Source organism: Novosphingobium sp. FG137, assembly GCF_057809735.1.
In genome coordinates this window covers 47,653-70,665 of the sequence record NZ_JBMDKN010000001.1, presented here as the reverse complement: position 1 = coordinate 70,665, position 23,013 = coordinate 47,653, and the positions used below count along the sequence as shown (strand labels likewise).

The following is a 23,013-nucleotide window of genomic DNA, read 5'->3' as shown; positions in this document are numbered from 1 at the left end:
TATGCCGTTAACCGTCAGGCATGAACGAGGGGCGCAGCAAACATGGTTAACAGCGCGGAAACCATGCTGACGGAACGCATCAAGGAGGAAGCTGCCGGGCTTGGCTTCGCCGCCTGCGGGATTGCGCCTGCCAGCGATGATCCGGTGCGGGCGGCACGGCTGGAGGAGTGGCTGGCAGAAGGCAACCACGGCTCGATGGAGTGGATGGAGACCCGCCTGGAGCATCGGCGCGGTCCGCAATCGCTCTGGCCTGCCGCGCGCAGCGTGATCGCGCTGGGCATGAGCTATGCCCCCGCCGCCGATCCCATGACGCTGGCGGACGCGAAAGACCGCGCGCGCATCTCGGTCTATGCGCAAGGGGCAGACTATCACGATGTGGTGAAGCGCGCGCTGAAGGCGCTTGCGCGGTGGATCGTGGCCGAAGTGCCCGGCAGCGAGGTCAAGGTATTCGTCGACACTGCGCCCGTCATGGAAAAACCGCTGGGCGAAGCGGCGGGGATCGGCTGGCAGGGCAAGCACACCAATCTCGTCAGCCGCAGCCACGGCTCCTGGCTGTTCCTCGGCGCGATCTACACGACGCTGGTGCTGGAGCCTGACGCGCCGCATGCCGACCGCTGCGGCAGTTGCACCGCCTGCCAACGCGCCTGCCCGACGGATGCTTTCCCCGCGCCCTACCGGCTCGATGCGCGGCGCTGCATTTCCTACCTCACGATCGAGCACAAGGGGCCGATCCCTGCCGAATTCCGTGCGGCGATAGGCAACCGCATCTATGGCTGCGACGATTGCCTAGCGGTCTGCCCGTGGAACAGCTTTGCCAGCACGGCGGCGACCAACCGCGCGTTCCTGCCCCGCGCCGAACTCGCAGCGCCGCGCCTCGCGGAATTGCTGGCGCTGAACGATGCCGCCTTCCGCGCGCTCTTTGCCGGTTCTCCGATCAAGCGCATCGGGCGCGACAGGTTCGTGAGGAACTGCCTCTATGCCGCCGGAAACAGCGGCGACGCCGCGCTGATGGCCCCGGTGCAGCGTCTGCTGGCCGATCCCGATCCCGCCGTGGCCGATGCCGCCAGCTGGGCGCTCGACCGGCTGGTCGAGGTTATGCCAGTTCCTTGAGCGGGGTGCCCGCGTCCGCCAGCTTCTCGGGCGCGATCACCGCGCCGTTTTCCACCAGCTTGCGGCCCTGCACATAGTCCTTGATCATGTTCACGCAATCGAGCGCGACGACCTTGCCCGCCTTGAGGTAGATCACCGAGAAGCTGCGCGTGGCCGGATCGCCGCGCGTGACGACGGCGTCATGCCCGGTCGAAAGGCCGACGGTCTGGAGCTTCAGGTCATACTGGTTCGACCAGAACCACGGCACCGCGTGATAGGCCGCTTCCACACCGCAGATCGTCTTGGCCGCGACGGTTGCCATGTCATTGGCGTTCTGCACCGATTCGAGGCGGATCACCGCGCCATCGGCAAAGGCGTTGGCATGCGCTGCGCAATCGCCGATTGCATAGACATCGGGCAGCGAGGTGCGGCACTGGCCATCGACCGTCACGCCATTGGCGCCTTCCGCGCCCGCCGCGCGCAGCGGCTCGACGCAAGGGATGATGCCGATGCCCACGATCACCAGATCGGCGGGCAACACAGTGCCGTCCGCCAGCTTCACACCGGTGACCTTGCCGCCCTCACCCACCAGGCAATCGACCATGACGCCCGTGCGCAGATCGACGCCATGGGCGCGGTGATCAGCCTCATAGAACGACGAGAGCGCCTCACCCGCCACGCGCGCCAGCACGCGCGGCAGGGCTTCGAGCAGGGTAACGTTGCAATCGAGCTTGGTCAGCACCGCCGCCGCTTCAAGGCCGATGTAACCGCCGCCGATCACGACTGCGCGCTTCGCTCCGGCATCGAGTTCGCCCATCAGGCGGTCGACATCCTCGCGCGTGCGCACGGCATGAACGCCGGCGAGGTCGTGCCCCTCGCACGTCAGCTTGCGCGGATCGCCGCCCGCCGCCCAGATCATGTGGCCATAAGCGAGCGTGCGCCCATCGCTCAGCGTCGCCACATGCGCGGCGGGATCGAGCGCGGTCACTTCGGTGCCGAGCAGCATGGTGACCGCCTTGTCCGCCCAGAACGCTTCGGGCCGGATCATGATCCGATCAAAGGTCTTTTCGCGCGCGAGGTATTCCTTGGAGAGCGGCGGCCGCTCGTAGGGCAGCTCCGGCTCGCGCCCGACGACGAGGATCGTGCCGGCAAACCCGTTCTGCCGCAGCGCGATTCCCGCCTGCGCCCCGCCATGGCCCGCGCCGACAATCACCACATCGGCCGTCAGATCCGTCTCGCTCATGCCCGCACTCCTTTTCGTGAGCGCGGATTTGGCGAAAAGTCGCGGCAGGTCAACTAGCCGAAAGCAGATTGTCCGCCCCGGCCCAGCACATCACCGCGCCAGCAAGGTTCGTGCCTGGCTTGCAAGCTGCGCCAGCATCGCCGGAGCAACGCCCGTCGTCGCCTGCGCCCGGCCGGTCAGTGCGCGGAAATTGTTTACCGGGGCGGCGTGCGCCTCCAGCCACTGCGCCACTGCTGCGCCCGGATCCTGCCCGGCGGCGCGGGCGAGGAAATCGAGCCGCATCTGCTGGAAATCGCGCGCGAGGCCTGCGACGAGCAGGCGCTCCCACGGATCGGAGGGGCTCATCCGGCTGGCCGCCTGCTGCGCCCAGTCAAGCCCGAGCGCTGCGCCGAGCGCCGAGAACGCCGCCGTCAGCGCCGCCGGATCGATCGCGCGCGCGGCGGCGAGGTGTGCGAGGCCGATCGCCCCGTCCATATCGACAAGATGCGCGATGCGCTGCGCCACGTGAAGCGGAACGCCGAGGTCGGTGAGTTCGGCCAGCAGCCGCCGCGCTTGCACCTTGGCCTCGCCCTGCAGCAGCTCGCCGGTGGACGCGGCGAGCTGCGAAACGCCCGGGGACAGCTGATCGATCAGCTTGCCCGGCTCGAGCGATCCGCGCCCGGCGCGCAGGACATCGGCGATATGGCCGCGCAGCACTTCGGCCACGCGGGCATAGAGCGACAGGCGCACCTGTTCGGGCATCACGTCGCCGTCCGGCCCATCGAGCAGGGCCCAGATCCCCTTGAGATCGAGCAGCTTCGCCGCCGCCACGAAGGCCGCCGCGACTTGCGCCAGGCTGCAACCCTCTTCCTCGACCAGTTCGAAGGGATGGACGGGGCCAAGATCATTGACGATCCTGTTGGCGAGCTTAGTCGCGATCAGTTCGCGGCGCAGGCGGTGGGCGCGGATATCCTCGGCGAAGGTTTCCCGCATCTGCGGCGGGAAGGCGGCGAAGAGGTCGGCCTCCAGCACCGGATCATCGACGACCGGGCTGTCCTCCAGCGCGCGCTGCAGCACCAACTTGGAGCTGGAAAGCAGCACCGCAAGTTCAGGCCGGGTGAACCCGTGCCCGCCCGCCGCGCGGCGCAACATGTCTTCGCTGCTGGCAAGGCCCTCGGTCTTGCGATCAAGGTCGCCGCCTTCCTCCAGCACATCGACCAGCCGCGCATAAGCCGGGGCCGCACCCGGCCCGCCGCGCTCTGCGATGGAGAGCGCGAGGGCCTGCAGGCGGTTGTCCTCCAGCACAAGGTGCGCAACGTCATCGGTCATCGCCGTGAGCAGCGCGACACGGCCCGGCTCATCCAGCCGCCCGGCGCGCTTGGCCGAAGCGAGCGCGATCTTGATGTTGACCTCGTTGTCCGAGCAATCGACACCCGCCGAATTGTCGATGAAGTCGGTGTTGATACGCCCGCCCCGGCCGGTCGCGCCGACCAGCGAATATTCGATACGGCCTGCCTGCGTGGTGCCGAGATTGGCGCCCTCGCCGATCACCCGCGCCCGAACCTCCGCGCCGTTGATGCGCAAGGCATCGTTGGCCGGATCACCCACCGCGACGTTGTTCTCGGCGGACGACTTCACATAAGTGCCGATGCCGCCGAACCACAGCAGATCGACCGGTGCCTTGAGGATCGCGGTGATCAGCGCTTCGGGATCGAGCTCCGCTACCTCAAGCCCAAGCAGGGCGCGGATCTCGTCCGTCAGCGGTATCTGCTTCATCGTGCGCGGGAAAACCCCGCCGCCCTGCGAGATCAGCGACTTGTCGTAATCGTCCCAGCTTGAACGCGGCAGCGCGAACATGCGCGACCGTTCGGCCCAGCTCGCCGCCGGATCGGGCGCGGGATCGAGGAAAATGTGCCGGTGATCGAAGGCCGCCACCACCTTGAGCGCCTTGGACAGCAGCATGCCGTTGCCGAACACGTCGCCCGACATATCGCCGCAGCCCGCCACCGTGATCGGCTGGGTCTGCACATCGACGCCCAGCTCACGGAAGTGCCGCTGGACCGAAAGCCACGCGCCGCGGGCAGTGATGCCCATGGCCTTGTGGTCATAGCCCTTGGAGCCGCCGCTCGCGAAGGCATCGTCGAGCCAGAAGCCCTTGGACTCGGCAATCGCATTGGCGATGTCGGAGAACGTCGCGGTGCCCTTGTCCGCCGCCACGACGAAATAGGGGTCCTCCCCGTCGCGGATGATCACGCCCGCCGGGTGGACCACTTTGCCATCGACGATATTGTCGGTGACGGACAGCAGCGTGCGGATGAACACTTCATAGCTCGCGCGCCCCTCGGCCAGCCAGGCTTCGCGCGCGCGGACCGGATCGGGCAGCTGCTTGGGATAGAACCCGCCCTTCGCGCCCGTCGGCACGATGACCGCGTTCTTCACGCGCTGCGCCTTCATCAGGCCGAGCACTTCGGTGCGGAAATCATCGCGCCGGTCGGACCAGCGCAGACCGCCGCGTGCCACCGGCCCGGCGCGCAAGTGAATGCCCTCGACGCGGGGGCTGTAGACGAAGATTTCCCGCCACGGCACCGGCCGGGGCAGGCCCGGAACGAGCGCCGAATCGATCTTGAACGCTAGCGCCTCGTTCGCTGCCGGGCTAAACGCATTGGTGCGCAGGATCGCCTCGGCCAGCGCGCGGAACTGGCGCAGCAGGCGGTCGTCGTTGATCGCGGCGACTCCGGCGAGCCCGGTGCGGATCTGCTCGGCAAAACCGGCCTCGGCCTCGGCGCGGTCTTCCGCGAAGGCCGGATCATGGCGCGCGAGGAACAGGCCGATCAGCCCGCGCGTCACCGTGGGCGCGCTGCGCAGCGCATCGACCGCGGTGGCGATGGAGAAGGTCATCCCGGCCTGGCGCAAGTAGCGATACCAGGCGCGCATCCAGTTCGCCCCGCGCGCGGTGAGCCCGGCAGTCACGATCAGGCGGTTGAAGAGGTCATCCTCCGCCCCGCCGTTGAGCACGGCGGCAAGCGATTCCTCGATCGCCTCACCGCGCGCAAGCACCGCTTCGCATTCGATCCCCTCAGGCAGCGCCACAAGGAAATCATGGATGAAGCCCAGCCGCCCCTTGTCGAGCGCGGTCGGCACTTCCTCGAGCACGCGGAAGCCGAAGTTTTCGAGCACCGGCACAGCGTCCGAAAGCACGATCGCGCCCTCGCGCTGGTAGAGCTTGAGGCGCAGGCCTTCCTCGCCCGGCAGGCGGTGGAGCCGCACCGCGCGGCGCGGCGCGCCGGTTTGGGTGAGGGCGCGCAGGACGCGGATGTCGCCTGCCGCTTCGGCCGGGCCATAGGCGCTGCGATAGCCGATCGGGAATGCCTCGGCATAGCGCGCGGCAATCGCCGCGGCGCGGGCCGGGTCCTCGCCCTTGGCAAGCTCGGCTTCCACCGCAGCGCCCCAGCCGCGCACCATCGTCTGCAGCGCCATATCGAGCGCGGCTTCATCGGGTAGCGCGGCACCGTCACGGATATCGATCACGAAGCGCATCAGCGCGAGCGTGCTACCCTCGACCGAAAGGCTCCAATCGAGGATCGGCGCGTCGGTCGAGGCTTCCAGCATGGCCTGCACGCGGTGGCGCAGCTCGGTCGACTGCACATCGCGTGGCAGCCAGACAAAGGCGAACAAGTGGCGCGCGAGCGGCGCGGCAACGAGCGCAAGGCGGGGGCGCGGCCGATCGATCAGCGTCATCATCGTCGTTGCGACGCGTTCGAGATCGGTTTCGTCGAAGCTGATCAGAATATCGTGCGGCAGCGCGGTGAGCGCGTGCGCCAGCGCCTTGCCGGCATGGCCATTGGGGGCAAAGCCGAACTTCACCATCAGCGCATCGAGCTGGCTGCGCATGCGCGGAATACGGTCGGGCGTGGCGGCCAGCGCGGCACTGGTCCAGACGCCCGCATGGACCGAAAGCGCAACGACCTTGCCGCCTTCGAGCACCGGCACGATGAACAGATCGAGCGGCACGCGGCGGTGCACCCGCGCGATGCGGTTGGCCTTGACGATCAGCGGGGCGCGCGGAACTTCGGTCCCGCGCTCGCCCAACCGGTCGAACCACGCAAAGGCGCGGTCGTAGCTCGCCTTGGCCAGCAGCGGCGCATCGCTGGCGCGGCAGATGCCGAGCCGCTCACCATGCGTCCCATCACGGTGCTGAACGACATGGCCGAGCTGGGTGAGCATCCCGTCCGCCAGCCAGCGCAGCAGCGCGGCGCCCTCCTGATCGGGCTGGGTGCGCGCATCTTCCTGCATCGCCGCCTGCATGCGCGGCCAATCGGCGACGGCAGCGTGAACATCGGCCAGCGTGGCTTGCAGCGCGGCGAGCAGTTCGCGGCGTTCGCGTGCATCGACGCGCTCGGTCTCGAGATAGACCATCGATTCGCGGCGTTCGCCATGCGCCTCGCCTTCGGGCAGGCCAAGCAGTTTGCCATCGGGATCGCGCCGCACGGCAACCACGGGATGCACCAGACGATCTATGGCGAGGCCTTGCGCCGAGATCGTGGCCGCGATCGAATCGACGAGGAACGGCATGTCATCGTTGATCACCGCGATGCGCAGATACCGCGCGCCGCCAGCCGCGCCCGCCTGCCCGCCGATGCTTTCGATGGCGATTGCAGGTTCCGCTCCGGTGCGCTTGGCAGCAGCGCTCAGCGTGAAGCGCGCTGCGCCCGCGAGCCGCTCCGCCTCGAACTCGGCCGCCTCTGCGGGCAGCAGCGACGCTGCAAAACGGGAAGCGAGCGCCTGCGACAGAATCGCATCAGCGCCGGAATCGGCGGTCTTCGTAGCCATGGTCGCTCCTGCATCCCGGCGCTGTCACCCCGCCTGAACGAAGCCCTGCGGAAGCGCGCCATCTTGTCGTTATGAGTGCGTAATTTTATGTCACACTCATGAACTAATCATGCGCAGCCTACTCCGGCATCAACGCAGTGGCAAGCGGGAGAACGGATAAGAATTAGGCATCTTCGGCTATTATGCGGCGACCGCGACTTCGGCGTTCAACGCTTGCATCGTCAACGCCAGACTGCGGTGGCGCAGCGCCGGATCAAAGGTGGAGCCCGAGACAATCAACTCGTCCGCCCCGGTCCGCGCCTGAAACGCCGCAAGCCGCTCGCGCACCGTCTTCACGCTGCCAATGGCGCTGACCTGCCGCATGTGATCGAGCATCGCGAGCGAAGCGGGATGCAGGCTTTCGCGGTAGCCCGGCACCGGCGGTGGCAGCTTGCCCGGCGATCCGGTGCGCAGCCGCACGAAGGACTGGTCCATCGACGAAGCCAGCAGCACGGCCTCCTCGTCGGTATCTGCTGCAATCACGTTGATTGCGGCCATCACGTAGGGCTCGGCCAGCCGCGCCGAAGGCTCGAACCGTTCGCGGTACAGCTTGAGCGCCGCATCGAGATAATCAGGCGCGAAGTGCGAGGCGAAAGCATAGGGTAGCCCCAGCATCGCAGCGAGCTGCGCGCCGAACAGGCTGGAGCCGAGGATCCACATTTCCGGATTGGCACCGAGGCCCGGGGTTGCCTGAAGCGGCAGGCGCGGATCACCGGCGAAGTGGAGCTGTATCTCGACCACGTCGTTCGGGAAGCTCTCTGCCGCCTGGTGGATATCCTTGTGCAGCGCGCGCAGGATGCGCTGGTCGGCCCCCGGCGCGCGGCCGAGCCCGAGGTCTATCCGCCCCGGAAACAGGGCATCTAGCGCACCGAACTGCTCGGCAATCACCAGCGGGTTGTGGTTGGGCAGCATGATCCCACCCGCGCCCAGCCGGATACGGCTTGTCGCGTTGCCGACATGGGCGAGCACGACCGAGACAGCCGCCCCGGCGATGCCTTCCATGCCGTGGTGCTCGGCCACCCAGAAGCGGTTGTAACCGAGGTCCTCAGCCGTGCGGGCGAGCGCAGCGGCTTCGGCCAGCGCTTCGCCCACGGTGCCGCCTTCGCGCACCGGGACGAGATCGAGGACGGACAGCTTGAGGTTCGCCAGATTGCCTTGAGGGGGGCTCATCGCGAGGTCTCCGGGGGAGCGGCAGGGGATGCTGCAGGACTCGATGTAGGTGCTGGCCCGATCTGGTCAAGATAACCCTTTGCGGTCGCTGCCTCGGCGCTGTCCGGCGCGAGCGCGACGACCGATTGCCATGACTTGCGCGCGGCATCCTCGCGGCCATCGAGCATGGCGATCACGCCCGCCTCAAGCCCGATCGGCGCTCCCAGCGGATCGCCGTGCGCGGCAAGGCTCGCGGCCACCTCGATATCGCGCTGCGCCCGCTCCAGATCCTTGCCGCGCCGCGCCAGAGTGGCGGAAAGCAGCCAGCCTTCGGGATCATTGGGCGCCAACCGGTGCGCTTCCTGCAGCGCGCCGCTGGCCTCCGGCAGGCGGCTCAGTGCGACGAGCGCACGCGCACGGCCGATCTGCACGGCGCCGCGAACCGCATTGTCCTCCGCGCTGGGGGCGCTGGCGGGCAAGGGCAAGAGCGCCTTGTCATACCAGGAGAGCGCGGTTTCGGCACGGCCTCCTGCCAGCGCCGCGTTGCCCGCCATGGTCTGCAGCGCAGCGGCTGCGGCGGGATCAGTGGCGGGCACCTGCCCGGCGCTTTCGATGAAGGCCGCTTCGGCACCGGCGGAATCGCCCTGTTGCAGCAGCAACTGGCCGAGGCACTGCGCGGCAGCGCCGTGTGCCGTGTCGGGCGTGGCAGCCTTGCTCGCTTCGGCAAGCCACGCGCGCGCGGCAGCGATGCCGGAGGTCAGATCCTTGTCACCCGCCGCAAGGCAAAGCGTGTAGCGCGTCAGCCTCGGCGCGGATGCCTGCACTGGCGCGGCGGGAATGCCGGTCTGGGTCGCGGGGGGCGTTTCACCGGGGACCGGCGGCGGCACTTCGGTCACGCGCTTGCGGCGCGGGATCGGCAGCGGTGAGGGTTCGTACTGTCGCGGGTTGGGGCCGATCTGATGCCAGACGTCCGGCGCCGCCTGCACTGGCAGCAGGGGTTCGGCAGCAAGCAGGGCAGAAAGCAGGATGAGCATCAACGGTCCTTCAGGCCTCGCCCAGCGTGTCCAGCTGGCCAAGCAGCACGGCAATATCCGACCGGCGCGAAAGGCGGTGGTCCCCGTCCTTGATCAGATGGACCTGCACATCGGCTGAACGCAGCGCAGCGGCGAGCCTGATCGAAATGTCCCACGGCACATCGCGGTCCGCCTGCCCGTGGATCAGCCGCACCGGCCCATCGAATGCGATACTGCGCGCCAGCAGCAGGCATTCCTGCCCCGCCGCCCAGAACTTCGCATAAGTGGGCGTCGGCTCCGGGCCATAGGGATTGTCCTCATAAACCGTCTCGCCGCGCGCAAACACGGCCTTCTGCGCTGCCTCGAAGCCCCATTCGGAAAAATCGGGCGCGGGGGCGAGGCCGACAAGCGCTGCGACGCGGTTTCCAAGCGCCTCGGCCAGCAGCAACATCAGCCAGCCGCCCATGCTGGACCCGACGAGGATCATGCTTTCGATGGCCAGCGCGTCCAGCAGCGCGATCACCTCGTCGCGCCACAGCGGCAGCGACTTCTCCGCAAATGCGCCCTCGCTTTGGCCGAGGCCGGTATAGTCGAGCAGCAGGCAGGCTCGCCCCTTGGCCTCGGCATAGGCGATCACCGCCTGCGCCTTGCCCCCGCTCATATCGGACATGTAGCCGGGCAGGAACACGATGACGGGGCCTGTACCGGGCGCGAAACGATAGGCCATGCGTTCGCCCGAAGGCAGCGTGAAGTGCTGGATCATGCCGCCCTTGTGCCAGCGCCAGCCGAGAGGTCAAACAGTCACAATCACTATTGCCGAAAGCGCGCCGGTTTCTGGCCCCTTCCGGCGAAGGCTGGTTTCTGCCCCCTTCCGGCGAAGGCCGGTTTCTGCCCCCTTCCGGCGAAGGCCGGTTTCTGCCAAAGCGCCCCTGATTATCAGCGAGAGCGTCCATGTCCGAAATGTTCAAGATCACCCTGCCCGATGGTTCCGTGCGTGAAGTCGCGCCGGGCACCACTCCGGCAGACATTGCCGCCGCGATCGGCCCGGGCCTTGCCAAGGCCGCCATCGGCGCGCGCGTGAACGGTGAACTGTTCGACATCACCCGCCCCTTCGAAGGCGACGCCGCGCTCGCACTCGTGACCACGCGCGATGAAGCCGATGCGCTCGAACTCGTGCGCCATGATTATGCGCACGTGCTGGCCGAAGCCGTGCAGGCGCTGTTTCCCGGCACGCAGATCACCTTCGGTCCAAGCACCGACGACGGCTTCTACTACGACTTCGCACCAAAGGACCGCGCCTTCACCGAGGACGACCTTCCGGCGATCGAGGAAGCGATGCGCAAGATCATCGCAGCGGACAAACCGCTCCGCCGCGAAGTGTGGAGCCGCGAGCAGCTGATCAGCCGCTGGCTGCAGCAGGGCGAGAGCTTCAAGGCCGAATGGGCCGCCGAACTTCCCAAGGAAGAGGAACTGACGGTCTACTGGTCGGGCGATGACTGGCTCGACATGTGCCGCGGGCCGCACCTTGCCTCCACCGGCAAGCTCGATCCGCAGGCCTTCAAGCTCACGCGGGTCTCGGGTGCGTACTGGCGCGGCGATCAGGCCAATGCGATGCTCAGCCGCGTCTACGGGACCGGCTGGCTCAACAAGAAGCAGCTCGATGCGCACCTCATGCGGCTGGAAGAAGCCGCCAAGCGCGATCACCGCAAGCTGGGTGCGGAGATGGACTTGTTCCATCTCCAGCAGGAAGCGCACGGCAGCGTGTTCTGGCACCCCAAGGGCTACCGCATCTGGCGCGAGCTGGAGGCCTATATGCGCCGCGCCATCGACGGCGCCGGCTACCGCGAGGTCAAGACCCCGCAGGTGATGGACGCGCGCCAGTGGGAGCAGTCCGGCCACTGGGGCAAGTACCGCGAGAACATGTTCGTCATCCCCGACGAAGTGCCGAACACCGAGGATGAAGGCCCGGTGATCAGCGGCGAGGCCGACTGGATGGCGCTCAAGCCGATGAACTGCCCGGCGCACGTGCTCATCTTCCGGCAGGGCCTCAAGTCCTACCGCGAGCTGCCCCTGCGCCTCTACGAGAACGGCTGCTGCCACCGCAACGAACCGCACGGCGCGCTCCACGGCTTGATGCGCGTGCGCCAGTTCACGCAGGATGACGCGCATATCTTCTGCCGCGAGGACCAGATCGTCTCCGAAGTGCGTGCATTCTGCGAACTGGCGGACCGGATCTACAAGGACTTCGGCTTCACCTATTCGATCAAGCTCGCGCTACGCCCGGAAAAGCGCTTCGGCACCGAAGAGATGTGGGACATGGCCGAGACCGAGCTGCGCAATGCAGTGGTCGAAGCAGGTCTCGCCACGCCGGAATACGGCTGGGAAGAACTCCCCGGCGAAGGCGCGTTCTATGCGCCGAAGCTCGAATGGCACCTGACCGACGCGATCGGCCGCACCTGGCAGGTCGGCACGATCCAGTCCGACCGCGTGCTGCCGGATCGGCTCGATGCCGCCTATGTCGGCGAAGACGGCGAAAAGCACCGCCCGGTCATGCTCCACCGCGCGATCTTCGGTTCGTATGAACGCTTCATCGGCATCCTGATCGAACACTTCGCCGGCCGTCTGCCTGCATGGCTTGCCCCGGTGCAGGCCGTGGTCGCCACCATCGTCTCCGACGCGGACGACTATGCGCTCGCCGCCACAGAGCAGCTGCGCGCCGCCGGCATCCGCGTGGAATCCGATCTGCGCAACGAGAAGATCAACTACAAGGTGCGCGAGCACTCCTTGCAGAAGGTCCCCTACCTGCTGGTGGTCGGCAAGCGCGAGGCGGAGGAAGGCACTGTCGCCATCCGCACGCTGGGTGAACAGCACCAGAAGGTGATGCCGCTGGCCGAAGCCATCGCAATGCTACGGGCCGAAGCGACCCCGCCGGACCTGCGCAACTGATCGCACTGCTCGACCTGCCGCTGCTTTCGCTGGCGCTCTGCGTGCTGGCGGCGTTCGTCGCGGCCTTTGTGCGCGGCCTTGCGGGCTTCGGCATGGCGATCCTGCTGGTTCCGCTGATCGCGCTTGTCATCCGCCCGGGAGAGGCGGTGGTCGTCTCCAACATGCTCGGCCTGCTGATCGGCCTCGTCGGCGCGCGCAAGGTGTGGAACGTGGGCGAGAAGAGCGCCGGCATGATCGGCGGCCTCGCCATGCTGATGACCCCGCTGGGCCTGCTTGCGCTGTTCGCGACGCCGCCTGCAGTCGCCCGCGTCCTGATTGCGGTCGTGGCCATCGGCGCTTTCGTGATGGTCCTGCTGCCCGCAAAGCCCGGCCACGCCCCCGGCAACCTCGAAACCAGGCTGACCGGCGCGGCGGCGGGCCTTCTCACCGGATTCGCCGGCATGCCCGGCCCGCCCGTGGTGCCCTACTATCTCCGCCGCCCGATCCCGCGCGAGGTGGCGCGCGCCTCGATGCTCACCGTGTTCTTGCTGACCTCCGCTGCCAGCACCACGGCCGCCCTCGCGCTGGGACTCGCCTCGTGGCGCGATGCACTCTTCGCGCTCCTGCTGTTCGCTCCGGTGCTGGCCGGCAATCACCTCGGTTCGCTCGCCTTCGGCAAAGTCAGCGATCCCGTCTGGCGCACCTTTGTCGGTTTCCTGCTGGCGGCATCCGCGCTCATGGCCGTCCTCCGCTTACTAGGCTGATCTGCCTGGCGCGCGGAGCGCCATGGGTAACGCCAAATAAACCCTCTCCGGTCCATAGGTCTGCGCCACCAGACTAGCGGACGGACTGCCGATGACGATCAATTTCCCCGAGCTTGCTCGCCAGGCGGCTGCCGATGGCGTGATCACCGCCGATGAAGTGCTGGCGCTGCGCCGCGCCGCGTGGCCCGATGGCCGGATCGACCAGACCGAGGCCGAGGCCATTCTCGCGATCAACGATGTGGTTTCCGCCAAGAGCCCTGAATGGGTCGACTTCCTTGTCGAAGCGGTGGGCGAATACGCGCTCAATGGCACCGAGCCGCGCGGCTATGTCGCCGATGCGACCGCCGACTGGCTCATCGCCCGGCTCGATCATGATGGCCGCCTCGATTCGGCAGCCGAACTCGAACTCCTCGTCCGCGTCCTCGAAAAGGCGCTCGGCACGCCGGACCACCTCAAGGACTATGCGCTCGCCCAGATCGAGCGCGCCGTGCTCACCGGCGAAGGGCCGACGCGCGATGCCAGTATACTCGGGGGCGGGGCGCTCGACGCCGGCTCCATCACGCAGGCCGAATGCAAGCTGCTGCGCCGCGTGATCTTCGCCAGCGGCGGCGATCGCCCTGCGGCGGTGAGCCAGCGCGAGGCCGAAATGCTGTTCCGCATCAAGGATGCCACGCTCGGCGCAGACAATGCGCCCGAATGGCAGCGCCTTTTCGTGCAGGGCGTAGGCAATTACCTGCAGGGCTGGACCGGCGGCCGCGCGATCACCCGCGACCGCGCTGCCGAACTCGAAGGCTTCATGAACGAGAGGTCGAGCAGTTTCGGATCGTTCTTCAGCCGCATGAGCCGGGTCGGCGCGAAGGATCTGCGCTCGGCGGCGCAGGACCTGCTTGCGAACGCACCCGCGCGCGACTTTGCCGGCGAGGCGGGGGCAGAGGCAGCGCTCACTTCGCCTGAGCAATCCTGGCTGGATGGCAGGATCGGCGCAGACGGCCGGACCGACCCGCTGGAAGCGGCTCTGCTGGCGTTTCTGGCCGAGGGGTGAAGCCGCCCTTCACGTGAAATTAGCCATTGCTACAACAGGAAGCGTTTACCCGCGCTCCTGCATAAGGGCCCCATCGCAAGGGGATCTCTATGCACATTCCGGCCAGAATGCTGTCGCAAGACGTCGCGGTGGACAATCGCCGCGTGCAGCGTCAGCGCGGGGGCGATAGCGCCCCGGGGCGCGTGCAGCGGATCTTCGATATCTCGCGCTATGGTTGCCAGATCGAAAGCAACGATCTTGCCGATGGCGCGAGCGGCCAGTTCGTCGAGATCGATTTCGGCGGCGTCGTCACCCGCGCGATCATTCGCTGGTCGGACCGCGCGCGGCTCGGCGTTGAGTTCGCACGCCCGCTGGGCTCGCGGCAAGTCGACGCACTGCTGGCAGAGCCCGTGCCGATCCGCCTGCGGCGGCTATAGCTTGCTGGTTTGACGCGCAAGGCGGCGCCGGGCCGCTTTGATTCGGCCACCCTGAAACAGCCGATCACGCTGCAGGCTTGTACTTCGTCGCATCGGTGGTGAATTCGGCATGCCCGAGGCTGCCGAGGTAGCCGCGCACTTTGCCGACCAGTCGCTGGTCCGCCAGGTGCCGCACGACCGGGGTTTTCGCGGCGACGCCATAGAGCCGCATCTGCCCCATGAGGCCAACGCCGACCGCCGCCGCGCGCATCCTGTCGATGGCGCGGATCTTCACCCCGAAGCGCGCTGCCGCCTTCTCGCTGCCGTCGCAGAAGTTCTGCATGAAATAGACCTTGGCGAACGAGCGTTCGAGCCGCGCGCGCATCTGCCCTTGCGGGGTTGTCGTGTCGATCAGATCGGCTTCCATCGTCGCGCGCAGCAGGCCGCCGCAGGTTGCCTCATCAAACCCGGCGCGCAGCGAAAGCGCGCGGGCGTTCCACGCATCGACGATCCCTTGCGGCGTCTCGGCCAACAGGTCCGCCGGCAAGCCCAGCAGGAAACAGCGGTAACGCGAAAGCTCGATCTGCGCGCGCTCTTCTGGCGTGAAGTCGCTGCGACCTTCCTTGAGCACCTTGGACGAAATGAGGAAGTCCGAGATCAGCCCCGCCGGCATCTGATCCACTTGCGGGATCGGAATGCCGTAGACCGTCTGATCCCATTTGCCGTTCGACAGCACGTTGAAGCGCACCATCGAATGCATCAGCCGCACCATCGCCGCCGCCTTGAAGCCGGGGCCGAAGCGGGCGAGCGCGCCCGGCAGCACCGAAGTGCCGAAGAACGTCGCGGTTTCCTTGATCCGGCGTGCGGCGGTCTTGTTGGAAAGCGTGCCGGTCAGCGCCATGGGAAGCGCGGCATACTTGTTCATGAAGGTGGCGATGAAAGCCCCGCGGATCGCCCAGGGCGCGACATTGGCAAAGGTTACGCGCTGCAGCCGCGCGCCTTCCTCGACCATCGGCATGTTCACCCACGCGGGCGTCGCTTCCATCGAGCGAATGAACGTGACCAGTTCCGACGGTGCGCCATCAACTTTTTCAAGGCCTTTGTCGCAGGCCTCGACCAGCATATCGACGAGCCGCTTGAAGCCATACTCCGGCATCAGCGCGGCATAGGGATCGGCCAGCGCATCGCCCATCATCGTGTAGGCGCCTATGCGCTCCATCAGCGCGCGATCTTCGAGCAGCTTGGCTGCAACCTTGGGATAGGTGCGCAGTTCGCTACCTGCGATGTTCCCATCGAGCAGCAGCCGCTCGGGATGGATCGCAAAATCGACCGCACCATACATCGCCGGATTGTCAGTGCGCTGCGCGGCGATCCGTGCGCGCAGTTCGGCGATGGGTGTGGCCACTCCGGTCAGACCGTGAAGCTTTCCCCGCAGCCGCAGGATCCCTTGGCATTGGGGTTCTCGAACACGAAACCGGCGGTGAAATCATCCTCCTGCCATTCCATCGTGCTGCCGATCAGATAGAGGACCGATCCGCCGTCGATGAAGAAGGTGCCGCCCGGCGTCTCGATCCGCTCGTCCATCGGATTGGCCGCTTCGACATAGTCCACCGAATAGGCCAGCCCCGAGCAGCCCCGGCGCGGGGTGGAAAGCTTCACGCCGATCGCCCCTTCCGGCGCGCTCGCCATCAGCTTGGCGATCCGCGCCTCGGCCGAGGGCGTGAGGATCACTGCAGCGGGGCGCTGGCGGACTTTGGGGCGGGCGGGGGCTTCGGTGGTCATGGCTTCACCTATATGGGGCTTGTTCAGAGCATACCAAGTTCAAGCTTGGCGTCATCGCTCATCTTCTGCGGGTCCCAGGCCGGTTCCCACACCAGATTGACCTCGGCGTCGCGCACGCCGGGCACCGCCTCCACGCGCAGCTCGACTTCTGCGGGCATCGATTCGGCCACCGGGCAATTCGGCGTGGTGAGCGTCATCGACACCACGACCGAGCCTTCGGGGCTGACATCGACCCCGTAGATCAGGCCGAGGTCATAGATGTTGACCGGAATCTCGGGGTCGAAGATCTCGCGCAGCGCGGCCACTACGCCCTCGTAGATATCGCCGCCTGGCTCGCCCGGCGCTGCATCTGCGGGCTTTTCCGAAAGGAAGCCTTCCAGATAGTCGCGCTTGCGCTCAAGCTTCTCTGCGGGGGTCTCAACAGCCTCCTCCACCCGCGCACGGCGCGGCGGTTCTACGCCTTCGACTTCCTCGATCTCGATCCGGTTCATCCGAATATCCTTAGGGTCCGCTCGATGCCGCGCACCAGCGCCGCGACATCGCTTTCGTCACTGTAAATCCCGAAACTCGCGCGCGCCGTTGCCGGCACGCCCAAGTGCTCCATCAGCGGCTGCGCGCAGTGATGCCCTGCGCGGATCGCCACGTTCTCCTCGTCGAGAATCGTGCCGAGATCGTGCGGGTGCACGCCTTCGAGCGCGAAGCTGACGATCCCGGCGCTGTCAGCGGGTCCGAACAGGCGCACCGCGTTGAGGCGGCCCAGTTCGGTGTGCGCCAGCGCAACCAGCCGCGCCTCGTGCACGTGGATCACGTCCAGCCCCGTGCCGGTCAGGAAATCCACCGCCGCGCCAAAGGCAATCGCCTCGACAATCGCGGGCGTGCCCGCCTCGAAGCGCTGCGGTGCGGGCGCCCAGGTCGTCTGCGCAAAGGTCACGCGGTCGATCATCGAGCCGCCGCCCTGCCAAGGCGGCATCGCCGAGAGGATATCCGCCTTCGCCCAGAGCGCGCCGATCCCGGTCGGCCCATAGAGCTTGTGCGCGGAGAACACGTAGAAATCGCAGCCCAGTGCCGCGACATCGACCGGCAACCGCGCCGCCGACTGGCAGCCATCGAGCAGGATCTTTGCGCCGACGGCATGCGCCAGCCGCACCGCGCGCGGCGCATCGAGCACCGAGCCGAGCACGTTCGAAACATGCGCGAAGGCCACCAGCTTGTGCGCCGAGGTCAGCATCCGCTCCGCCGCATCGAGATCGATCTGACCGTCCTCGGTCAGCGGGCAGACGTCGATTTCAAGGCCCGTCCGTTCGCGGATCAGCTGCCACGGCACGATATTCGAATGGTGCTCAAGCTGCGAGAGCAGCACGCGGTCGCCCGGCTTGAGGTTGGCCACACCCCACGACTGTGCCACGAGATTGATCGCCTCGGTCGCCCCGCGCGTGAAGACCAGCTCTTCCTCGCGACCGCCGATTAGCGCCGCCACGGTGCGCCGCGCGGCTTCGTAGGCCAGCGTCATCTCGGCGGAGCGGGTATAGACCCCCCGGTGCACCGTCGCATAATCCGCGCCCATCGCGCGGCTCATGGCGTCGATCACGACTTGCGGCTTCTGCGCGGTGGCGGCGGTATCAAGGTAGTGCCAGCGCTTGCCCTCCCCGTTCAGCAGGCCGGGCCATGCGTCAGTGCGGACAAGGGTATCGGTGCTCACAGCAAGTTCTCCAGCCCGGCCAGCGCGGCTTCGGTCAACGCCTCGGCATCGGGCGCACCGACGAAGGCTTCGGCAATAAAGGCGTGCAGCATCAGCTTCTTGGCCTCGGCTGGCGGCAGCCCGCGCGATTGCAGGTAGAACAGGCCTTGCGGATCGAGCTCGCCCACCGCGCAGCCATGCGCGCACTTCACGTCGTCAGCGTAAATTTCAAGTTCGGGCCGCGCATTGGCCGTCGCCGTGCGCTCCAGCAGCATCGCGCGAATTGATTGCTCGCCATCGGTGCCGATCGCCCCGCGCGCGACATGGACCTTGCCGAGATAGGTGCCGGTTGCCTGCCCGCCGAGCACCGAACGCACGACCTGCCGGCTCACCGCATCGGGCTGCAGATGCCGCACCTCGGTGACGATCTCCAAGGTCTGCGCCCCGCCGCCCAGTTGCGCTGCGCCGAAGTGGAACGACGCGCCCTTGCCCAGCACGGCAGTGACGGCGATGCGGCCATAGGCATGGCCAGCGTTCAGCACGCGCAGGTCGAAACTGGCGCCATCTTCCAGCGTGATCAGAAGTTCGCGTGCCTCGGCGCTGTCGGAGCGCGCGGAGATTGCCAGCGCCTCGCTCTGCCCGGCGGCGACGCGGATTTCCTGCACAGCCACCGGCCAGAGCGGTGCCAGCGCGGCCAGATCGGCGTAGCGGTAGGCTTCATCCCTCTTCGTGGGCAGGGGGCGGGTGGGGAGCGCCAGACTAGCCATTGGACGTCTCGCAGCGCACCATCGGGATGGGGCTTTCCGAAACCTTGGCACCGCTGCGCTCCAGCACGTGGAGCACCAGCATCCGGCCATCGGGGCTCAGCACATAGTCCGCCGTCAGCGAAACGCCGAAATCATCATCGCCTTCGCGCACCAGGACATGCCGTTCGCCCAGCGTCTCGACCGCCTTGACCACGCCCCAATAGTCGCCCTCGGTGTTCATCGAGGCCGTCACGATGCGGCGCGCATACTTGTCGCCGCACAGCGCCCCGGAAGGCGCCCACTCGCCGAGAAACGCCGCTGGCATCGCAGGGGCCGGGGCAGCGGGCGCAGCAGGCTCCGCCGCCTGCGCCGCCGCTGCAAGGGCAAGCAGCAGGCTCATGCCGCCACCGCCTCATAGCCGTGCTCTTCGAGTTCCAACGCCAGTTCCGCCCCGCCCGACTTCACGATCCGCCCGCCCGCGAGCACGTGGACGAAGTCCGGCTTCACGTAATCGAGCAGGCGCTGGTAATGCGTGATCAGCAGCACGGCCTTGTCGGGCTTCCTCATGATCGCGTTGATGCCCTCGCCGCAGATGCGCAGCGCGTCGATGTCGAGGCCGCTATCGGTCTCGTCCAGGATCGCCAGCTTGGGCGCGAGGATGCCCATCTGCACCATCTCGGCGCGCTTCTTTTCGCCGCCTGAGAAGCCGACGTTCACTGGGCGCTTGAGCATGTCCATGTCAAACCGCAGCAGGCCCGCCTGCTCCTTGGCGAGCTTGATGAAGGCCGCGCCCGAAAGCGGCTCAAGCCCATGCACCTTGCGCTGGGCATTGAGCGCCTCGCGCAGGAACTGCAGGTTGGACACGCCGGGGATCTCGACCGGATACTGGAAGCCGAGGAACAGCCCCGCCGCCGCACGCTCATGCGGCTCAAGCGCGAGCAGGTCCTGCCCGTCAAACTCCACCGAACCGCCGGTCACTGCATAACCGGGCCTACCGCCCAGCGTGTAGCCCAGCGTCGATTTGCCCGCGCCGTTGGGGCCCATGATGGCATGGATTTCTCCCGCGTTGATCGTGAGCGAAAGCCCCTTGAGGATCGGCTTTTCGGCAACGGTGGCGGAAAGGTTGTCAATCTTGAGCATCAGTAGTTCCGGGGTGAGCGCGGCGCGGCGCGCCTGGGGGCAGATCGCCTGGCGCGGCGTTCAGTGTGGAGGCTGCGCATCGCATCGGAAATGCGCTGCGCGGCGGCATCAGGATCGGCGAGCACATCGGCAGCGGCAATGCGCACCACCCGGTAGCCCACTTCGGTCAGGCTCTTGTCGCGCGCGGCGGTGAAGGCAGCATCGGCATCGCCGTCGATCTCGACCACCAGCATCAGTTGCTTGCAGGCGAAATCGACGATTGCAGAGCCGATCACCGCCTGCTGCTTGAAGCTGTAGCCGCCAGTCTCGACGCGGGTGAGCGCATCGGCCAGCGCTTCCTGCGCCGGGCCGGGGTTGCGGCGCATCTCCCGTGCACGCTCGTGCAAGACATCGAGCCGCGATTCCGAAATCGCCCAGCCGCGCCCCTTCTTCTGCAGGGTCGGCGCATCGTCCCCGCCGAAACGCACCGAAAGCTTGCGCTTGGCCGGGGCTTCTGCTGCCAGCACGAACCGCTTGTGCACGCGGTCCACCGGCGTCCCGTCCTGAAGCGGCACGCCCGGCGTCGCGCCGTGATCGACGAAGCCCTGTTTGGTGTAGAACGCGAGGCCGCCAGTATTGTCGCCGCGGATCGTCGCGTTGATCGCGCTGAGGCCGAGTTCCGTGGCGCGCCGAGTGGTCGCGGCGAACAGCGCCGAACCGATCCCGCGCTGCGTCCCGCCGAGCCGCGCGAAAGTGCCGATATCGCCAACATCCTCGGGCAGACCCGGATAACGCCCCAACGTCTGGAAGCCGAGCAAGGTGCCGTCCTCGTCCTCCGCCACGAAGCAGCAGTGGACGTTCGGCCCGGTCAGATAGGCCGCATCCAGCGCCTCGGGCGTGAAGGGTTCCTGCAGCGCGGTCGTCCCGCCCGCCGCGATCACCGCGTTGAGCAGCTCGGCGAGTTCGGCGGCATCATCGGCTGCCACGGGGCGCACGGTAAGGGTCATCGCATCGCTCACCCGACCGACCCCTCAAGCGAGATTCCCAGCAATTTCTGCGCTTCTACCGCGAATTCCATCGGCAGCTGTTGCAGCACTTCGCGCGCAAAACCGTTCACGATCAGCGCGATGGCATCTTCCTGCGCGAGGCCGCGCTGCATCGCATAGAACAGCTGGTCATCGGAAATCTTGCTCGTGGTCGCTTCGTGTTCGATCGTCGCACTCGGATTGCGCACCTCGATATAGGGCACCGTATGCGCGCCGCACTCAGCGCCCAGCAGCAGCGAATCGCACTGGGTGAAGTTGCGCACGCCCTCGGCCTGCGGGGCGACGCGGACGAGGCCGCGATAGGTGTTGTTCGATTTGCCGGCGCTGATCCCCTTCGACACGATGGTCGAGCGGGTGTTCTTGCCGTTGTGGATCATCTTGGTGCCGGTATCGGCCTGCTGGTGGTTGTTGGTCACCGCCACCGAATAGAACTCACCGACCGAGCCTTCGCCGTTGAGCACGCAGCTGGGGTACTTCCACGTCACCGCAGATCCGGTTTCGACCTGTGTCCAGCTAACCTTGCTCCGCGCGCCCTGGCACAGCGCGCGCTTGGTCACGAAGTTGTAGATGCCGCCCTTGCCGTCCGCATCGCCGGGATACCAGTTCTGCACGGTGGAATACTTGATCTCGGCATCGTCGAGCGCGACGAGTTCGACCACCGCGGCGTGCAGCTGATTCTCGTCGCGCTGCGGGGCGGTGCAGCCTTCGAGGTACGAGACATAGGACCCCTTGTCGGCCACGATCAGCGTGCGCTCGAACTGGCCGGTGTTTTCCGCATTGATGCGGAAATAAGTGGAGAGCTCCATCGGGCAGCGCACGCCTTCCGGGATGTAGACGAAGGTGCCATCCGAAAAGACCGCGCAGTTAAGCGCCGCAAAGAAGTTGTCCTGCATCGGCACGACCCGGCCCAGCCACTTGCGCACGTGCTCCGGATATTCGCGGATCGCCTCGCTGATCGAGCGGAAGATCACGCCCGCCGCTTCCAGTTCCTTGCGGAAGGTCGTCGCCACCGAAACACTGTCGAACACCGCATCGACCGCCACCTTGCGCGCGCCCTCGACACCCGCGAGCACCTTCTGCTCTTCAAGCGGAATGCCGAGCTTTTCGTAGATGCGCAGGATCTCGGGATCGACCTCGTCAAGGCTGCCGAGCTTGGGCTTGGCCTTGGGTGCTGCCCAGTAATAGGCTGCCTGGTAATCAATCGGCGGGATATTGAGCTTGGCCCATTCCGGCGTCGGCATCGTCAGCCAGTGGCGATAGGCCTTGAGCCGCCACTCCAGCATCCACTCCGGCTCGTCCTTCTTGGCCGAGATATAGCGCACCGTGTCTTCGGAAAGACCCTTGGGGCCGTACTCCTGCTCGATGTCCGATGACCAGCCATGCTCGTAATCGGCAACGCGCGCCGCTGCATCACGCGCAGCCTGATCACGCACTTCAACGCCCATCTCGATACCCGTATCCTCGCTCATGCCGGTGCTCCTGCCTGAGCCACTTTTGGCACCGGGCGCGTCAGTTGCGTCAGCGGCACGCCCGCGAGTGCCCCGCGCAGCGCGGCATCGACCTGCGGCCAGTGCGGGCGCACGGTGCAATCGGCTTCCAGCGTGCAATCATGGCGGCCATGCACGCTGCACGGCGCCAACGCGATCGGCCCTTCGACCGCCTCGACAATATCGGCCAGCGAAATCGCCGCCGCCGGCCGCGCCAGCTTGAGCCCGCCACCCAGCCCGCGCGACGATTTGAGCAGTCCGGCCGCGGCAAGCTTGCTCACCAGCTTCTGTACCGTCGGCACCGGCAGCCCGGTCTCGTCGGCCAGCTGCTGCGCCGAAACCCGCGCTTCGCCTACGCCATGGCGCCCGCAATGACGCGCTGCGGCGGTCATCGTCACCACGGCATAGTCGGCCATGCTTGAAAGTCGCATTGCGGCTGTTCCCGGTAAAATTCGATCCGATCTGAAATCGGACTGATATGCTCCGGTTATCTAGGCGATGGACGGCCCCAGCGCAAGCCGTGCGCCATGCCCGAAAATGTCAGGTGTGCGGGTGGCCGTTCAGGTCCAGCGGGATGAGGGCGACAGACGAAAAAAAGGCGGCCGTGCCAGGGCACGAGCCGCCATGAAGTCGAGAACTCGAATGCATTTCTGCACCGAGCCCTTCGGGTCGCACGTTTTGATTAGG

At 66.9% G+C, this 23,013-nt stretch carries 20 protein-coding genes; 5 read left to right on the top strand and 15 right to left on the bottom strand.

The genetic code is table 11. The features are described 5' to 3' along the window. Positions 1–42 precede the first annotated feature (42 nt). Entirely contained in the window at positions 43–1,110 is a 1,068-nt protein-coding gene (gene queG, locus ACODS2_RS00295; protein ID WP_488997081.1) for a tRNA epoxyqueuosine(34) reductase QueG, read from the top strand. On the opposite strand, the gene ACODS2_RS00290 is transcribed toward queG, so the two are convergent. The 5 genes from ACODS2_RS00290 to ACODS2_RS00270 form a co-directional block, all read right to left on the bottom strand. After that, positions 1,094–2,332, bottom strand: a complete 1,239-nt coding sequence (locus ACODS2_RS00290) for an NAD(P)/FAD-dependent oxidoreductase (RefSeq protein WP_488997080.1) — start codon at positions 2,330–2,332, stop codon at positions 1,094–1,096. The genes queG and ACODS2_RS00290 overlap by 17 nt on opposite strands. A gap of 90 nt (positions 2,333–2,422) precedes the next feature. Further along, positions 2,423–7,141 carry an NAD-glutamate dehydrogenase gene (locus ACODS2_RS00285; RefSeq protein WP_488997079.1) on the bottom strand — a complete coding sequence of 1,573 codons (4,719 nt, stop codon included), beginning with the start codon at positions 7,139–7,141 and terminating at the stop codon, positions 2,423–2,425. A 180-nt stretch (positions 7,142–7,321) separates the two neighbouring features. Beyond that, entirely contained in the window at positions 7,322–8,350 is a 1,029-nt protein-coding gene (locus ACODS2_RS00280) for an LLM class flavin-dependent oxidoreductase (RefSeq protein ID WP_488997078.1), read from the bottom strand. Further along, positions 8,347–9,363 carry a tetratricopeptide repeat protein gene (locus tag ACODS2_RS00275; protein WP_488997077.1) on the bottom strand — a complete coding sequence of 339 codons (1,017 nt, stop codon included), beginning with the start codon at positions 9,361–9,363 and terminating at the stop codon, positions 8,347–8,349. The genes ACODS2_RS00280 and ACODS2_RS00275 overlap by 4 nt, the downstream gene beginning before the upstream one ends. Positions 9,364–9,373: 10 nt before the next feature. Further along, entirely contained in the window at positions 9,374–10,105 is a 732-nt protein-coding gene (locus tag ACODS2_RS00270) for an alpha/beta fold hydrolase (protein WP_488997076.1), read from the bottom strand. Between the two features lie 188 nt (positions 10,106–10,293). On the opposite strand from ACODS2_RS00270, the gene thrS reads away from it, so the two are divergent. The 4 genes from thrS (at position 10,294) to ACODS2_RS00250 (ending at position 14,489) form a co-directional block, all read left to right on the top strand. Next, positions 10,294–12,288 carry a threonine--tRNA ligase gene (thrS, locus tag ACODS2_RS00265; RefSeq protein WP_488997075.1) on the top strand — a complete coding sequence of 665 codons (1,995 nt, stop codon included), beginning with the start codon at positions 10,294–10,296 and terminating at the stop codon, positions 12,286–12,288. Between the two features lie 41 nt (positions 12,289–12,329). Further along, on the top strand, positions 12,330–13,031 hold the full coding sequence (locus ACODS2_RS00260; protein WP_488997074.1) for a TSUP family transporter: 702 nt from the start codon (positions 12,330–12,332) through the stop codon (positions 13,029–13,031). Positions 13,032–13,122: 91 nt separating this feature from the next. Next, the gene (locus tag ACODS2_RS00255) at positions 13,123–14,073 is read left to right on the top strand and encodes a hypothetical protein (RefSeq protein ID WP_488997073.1); all 951 of its coding nucleotides are present in this window, start codon (positions 13,123–13,125) and stop codon (positions 14,071–14,073) included. 107 nt (positions 14,074–14,180) lie between these two features. Continuing rightward, positions 14,181–14,489, top strand: coding sequence for a PilZ domain-containing protein (locus ACODS2_RS00250; protein WP_421836379.1), 309 nt, complete (start codon positions 14,181–14,183; stop codon positions 14,487–14,489). Between the two features lie 64 nt (positions 14,490–14,553). Here the strand turns inward: ACODS2_RS00250 and ACODS2_RS00245 are convergent, their stop codons facing one another. The 10 genes from ACODS2_RS00245 to ACODS2_RS00200 are packed head-to-tail and all read right to left on the bottom strand — an operon-like array spanning position 14,554 to position 22,757. Next, a complete protein-coding gene (locus ACODS2_RS00245; protein ID WP_488997072.1) occupies positions 14,554–15,873 on the bottom strand; it encodes an oxygenase MpaB family protein in 1,320 nt (439 codons plus the stop codon). Between the two features lie 5 nt (positions 15,874–15,878). Further along, on the bottom strand, positions 15,879–16,250 hold the full coding sequence (locus ACODS2_RS00240) for a HesB/IscA family protein (RefSeq protein ID WP_488997071.1): 372 nt from the start codon (positions 16,248–16,250) through the stop codon (positions 15,879–15,881). Between the two features lie 23 nt (positions 16,251–16,273). Beyond that, positions 16,274–16,741, bottom strand: a complete 468-nt coding sequence (locus tag ACODS2_RS00235) for an SUF system Fe-S cluster assembly protein (RefSeq protein WP_298172149.1) — start codon at positions 16,739–16,741, stop codon at positions 16,274–16,276. Beyond that, positions 16,738–17,949, bottom strand: a complete 1,212-nt coding sequence (locus ACODS2_RS00230) for a cysteine desulfurase (RefSeq protein WP_488997070.1) — start codon at positions 17,947–17,949, stop codon at positions 16,738–16,740. The genes ACODS2_RS00235 and ACODS2_RS00230 overlap by 4 nt, the downstream gene beginning before the upstream one ends. Beyond that, the gene (locus ACODS2_RS00225) at positions 17,946–18,695 is read right to left on the bottom strand and encodes a SufD family Fe-S cluster assembly protein (protein ID WP_488997069.1); all 750 of its coding nucleotides are present in this window, start codon (positions 18,693–18,695) and stop codon (positions 17,946–17,948) included. Before ACODS2_RS00225 ends, ACODS2_RS00230 begins: the two co-directional genes overlap by 4 nt. After that, entirely contained in the window at positions 18,688–19,074 is a 387-nt protein-coding gene (locus ACODS2_RS00220) for a hypothetical protein (protein ID WP_488997068.1), read from the bottom strand. Before ACODS2_RS00220 ends, ACODS2_RS00225 begins: the two co-directional genes overlap by 8 nt. Continuing rightward, positions 19,071–19,814 carry a Fe-S cluster assembly ATPase SufC gene (gene sufC, locus ACODS2_RS00215; RefSeq protein ID WP_298172137.1) on the bottom strand — a complete coding sequence of 248 codons (744 nt, stop codon included), beginning with the start codon at positions 19,812–19,814 and terminating at the stop codon, positions 19,071–19,073. Before sufC ends, ACODS2_RS00220 begins: the two co-directional genes overlap by 4 nt. Continuing rightward, positions 19,814–20,812, bottom strand: a complete 999-nt coding sequence (locus tag ACODS2_RS00210) for a GNAT family N-acetyltransferase (protein ID WP_488997067.1) — start codon at positions 20,810–20,812, stop codon at positions 19,814–19,816. The genes sufC and ACODS2_RS00210 overlap by 1 nt, the downstream gene beginning before the upstream one ends. Next, positions 20,809–22,308, bottom strand: a complete 1,500-nt coding sequence (gene sufB, locus ACODS2_RS00205; protein ID WP_488997066.1) for a Fe-S cluster assembly protein SufB — start codon at positions 22,306–22,308, stop codon at positions 20,809–20,811. Before sufB ends, ACODS2_RS00210 begins: the two co-directional genes overlap by 4 nt. Further along, the gene (locus ACODS2_RS00200) at positions 22,305–22,757 is read right to left on the bottom strand and encodes an RrF2 family transcriptional regulator (protein WP_488997065.1); all 453 of its coding nucleotides are present in this window, start codon (positions 22,755–22,757) and stop codon (positions 22,305–22,307) included. The genes sufB and ACODS2_RS00200 overlap by 4 nt, the downstream gene beginning before the upstream one ends. Positions 22,758–23,013 lie beyond the last annotated feature (256 nt).

Bases quoted from the DNA above. Each gene is read 5' to 3' on its own strand.
- queG (WP_488997081.1), top strand. From the start codon at position 43: ATGGTTAACAGCGCGGAAACCATGCTGACGGAACGCATCAAGGAGGAA.
- ACODS2_RS00290 (WP_488997080.1), bottom strand. From the start codon at position 2,332: ATGAGCGAGACGGATCTGACGGCCGATGTGGTGATTGTCGGCGCGGGC.
- ACODS2_RS00285 (WP_488997079.1), bottom strand. From the start codon at position 7,141: ATGGCTACGAAGACCGCCGATTCCGGCGCTGATGCGATTCTGTCGCAG.
- ACODS2_RS00280 (WP_488997078.1), bottom strand. From the start codon at position 8,350: ATGAGCCCCCCTCAAGGCAATCTGGCGAACCTCAAGCTGTCCGTCCTC.
- ACODS2_RS00275 (WP_488997077.1), bottom strand. From the start codon at position 9,363: ATGCTCATCCTGCTTTCTGCCCTGCTTGCTGCCGAACCCCTGCTGCCA.
- ACODS2_RS00270 (WP_488997076.1), bottom strand. From the start codon at position 10,105: ATGATCCAGCACTTCACGCTGCCTTCGGGCGAACGCATGGCCTATCGT.
- thrS (WP_488997075.1), top strand. From the start codon at position 10,294: ATGTCCGAAATGTTCAAGATCACCCTGCCCGATGGTTCCGTGCGTGAA.
- ACODS2_RS00255 (WP_488997073.1), top strand. From the start codon at position 13,123: ATGACGATCAATTTCCCCGAGCTTGCTCGCCAGGCGGCTGCCGATGGC.
- ACODS2_RS00250 (WP_421836379.1), top strand. From the start codon at position 14,181: ATGCTGTCGCAAGACGTCGCGGTGGACAATCGCCGCGTGCAGCGTCAG.
- ACODS2_RS00240 (WP_488997071.1), bottom strand. From the start codon at position 16,250: ATGACCACCGAAGCCCCCGCCCGCCCCAAAGTCCGCCAGCGCCCCGCT.
- ACODS2_RS00235 (WP_298172149.1), bottom strand. From the start codon at position 16,741: ATGAACCGGATCGAGATCGAGGAAGTCGAAGGCGTAGAACCGCCGCGC.
- ACODS2_RS00225 (WP_488997069.1), bottom strand. From the start codon at position 18,695: ATGGCTAGTCTGGCGCTCCCCACCCGCCCCCTGCCCACGAAGAGGGAT.
- ACODS2_RS00220 (WP_488997068.1), bottom strand. From the start codon at position 19,074: ATGAGCCTGCTGCTTGCCCTTGCAGCGGCGGCGCAGGCGGCGGAGCCT.
- sufC (WP_298172137.1), bottom strand. From the start codon at position 19,814: ATGCTCAAGATTGACAACCTTTCCGCCACCGTTGCCGAAAAGCCGATC.
- sufB (WP_488997066.1), bottom strand. From the start codon at position 22,308: ATGAGCGAGGATACGGGTATCGAGATGGGCGTTGAAGTGCGTGATCAG.
- ACODS2_RS00200 (WP_488997065.1), bottom strand. From the start codon at position 22,757: ATGCGACTTTCAAGCATGGCCGACTATGCCGTGGTGACGATGACCGCC.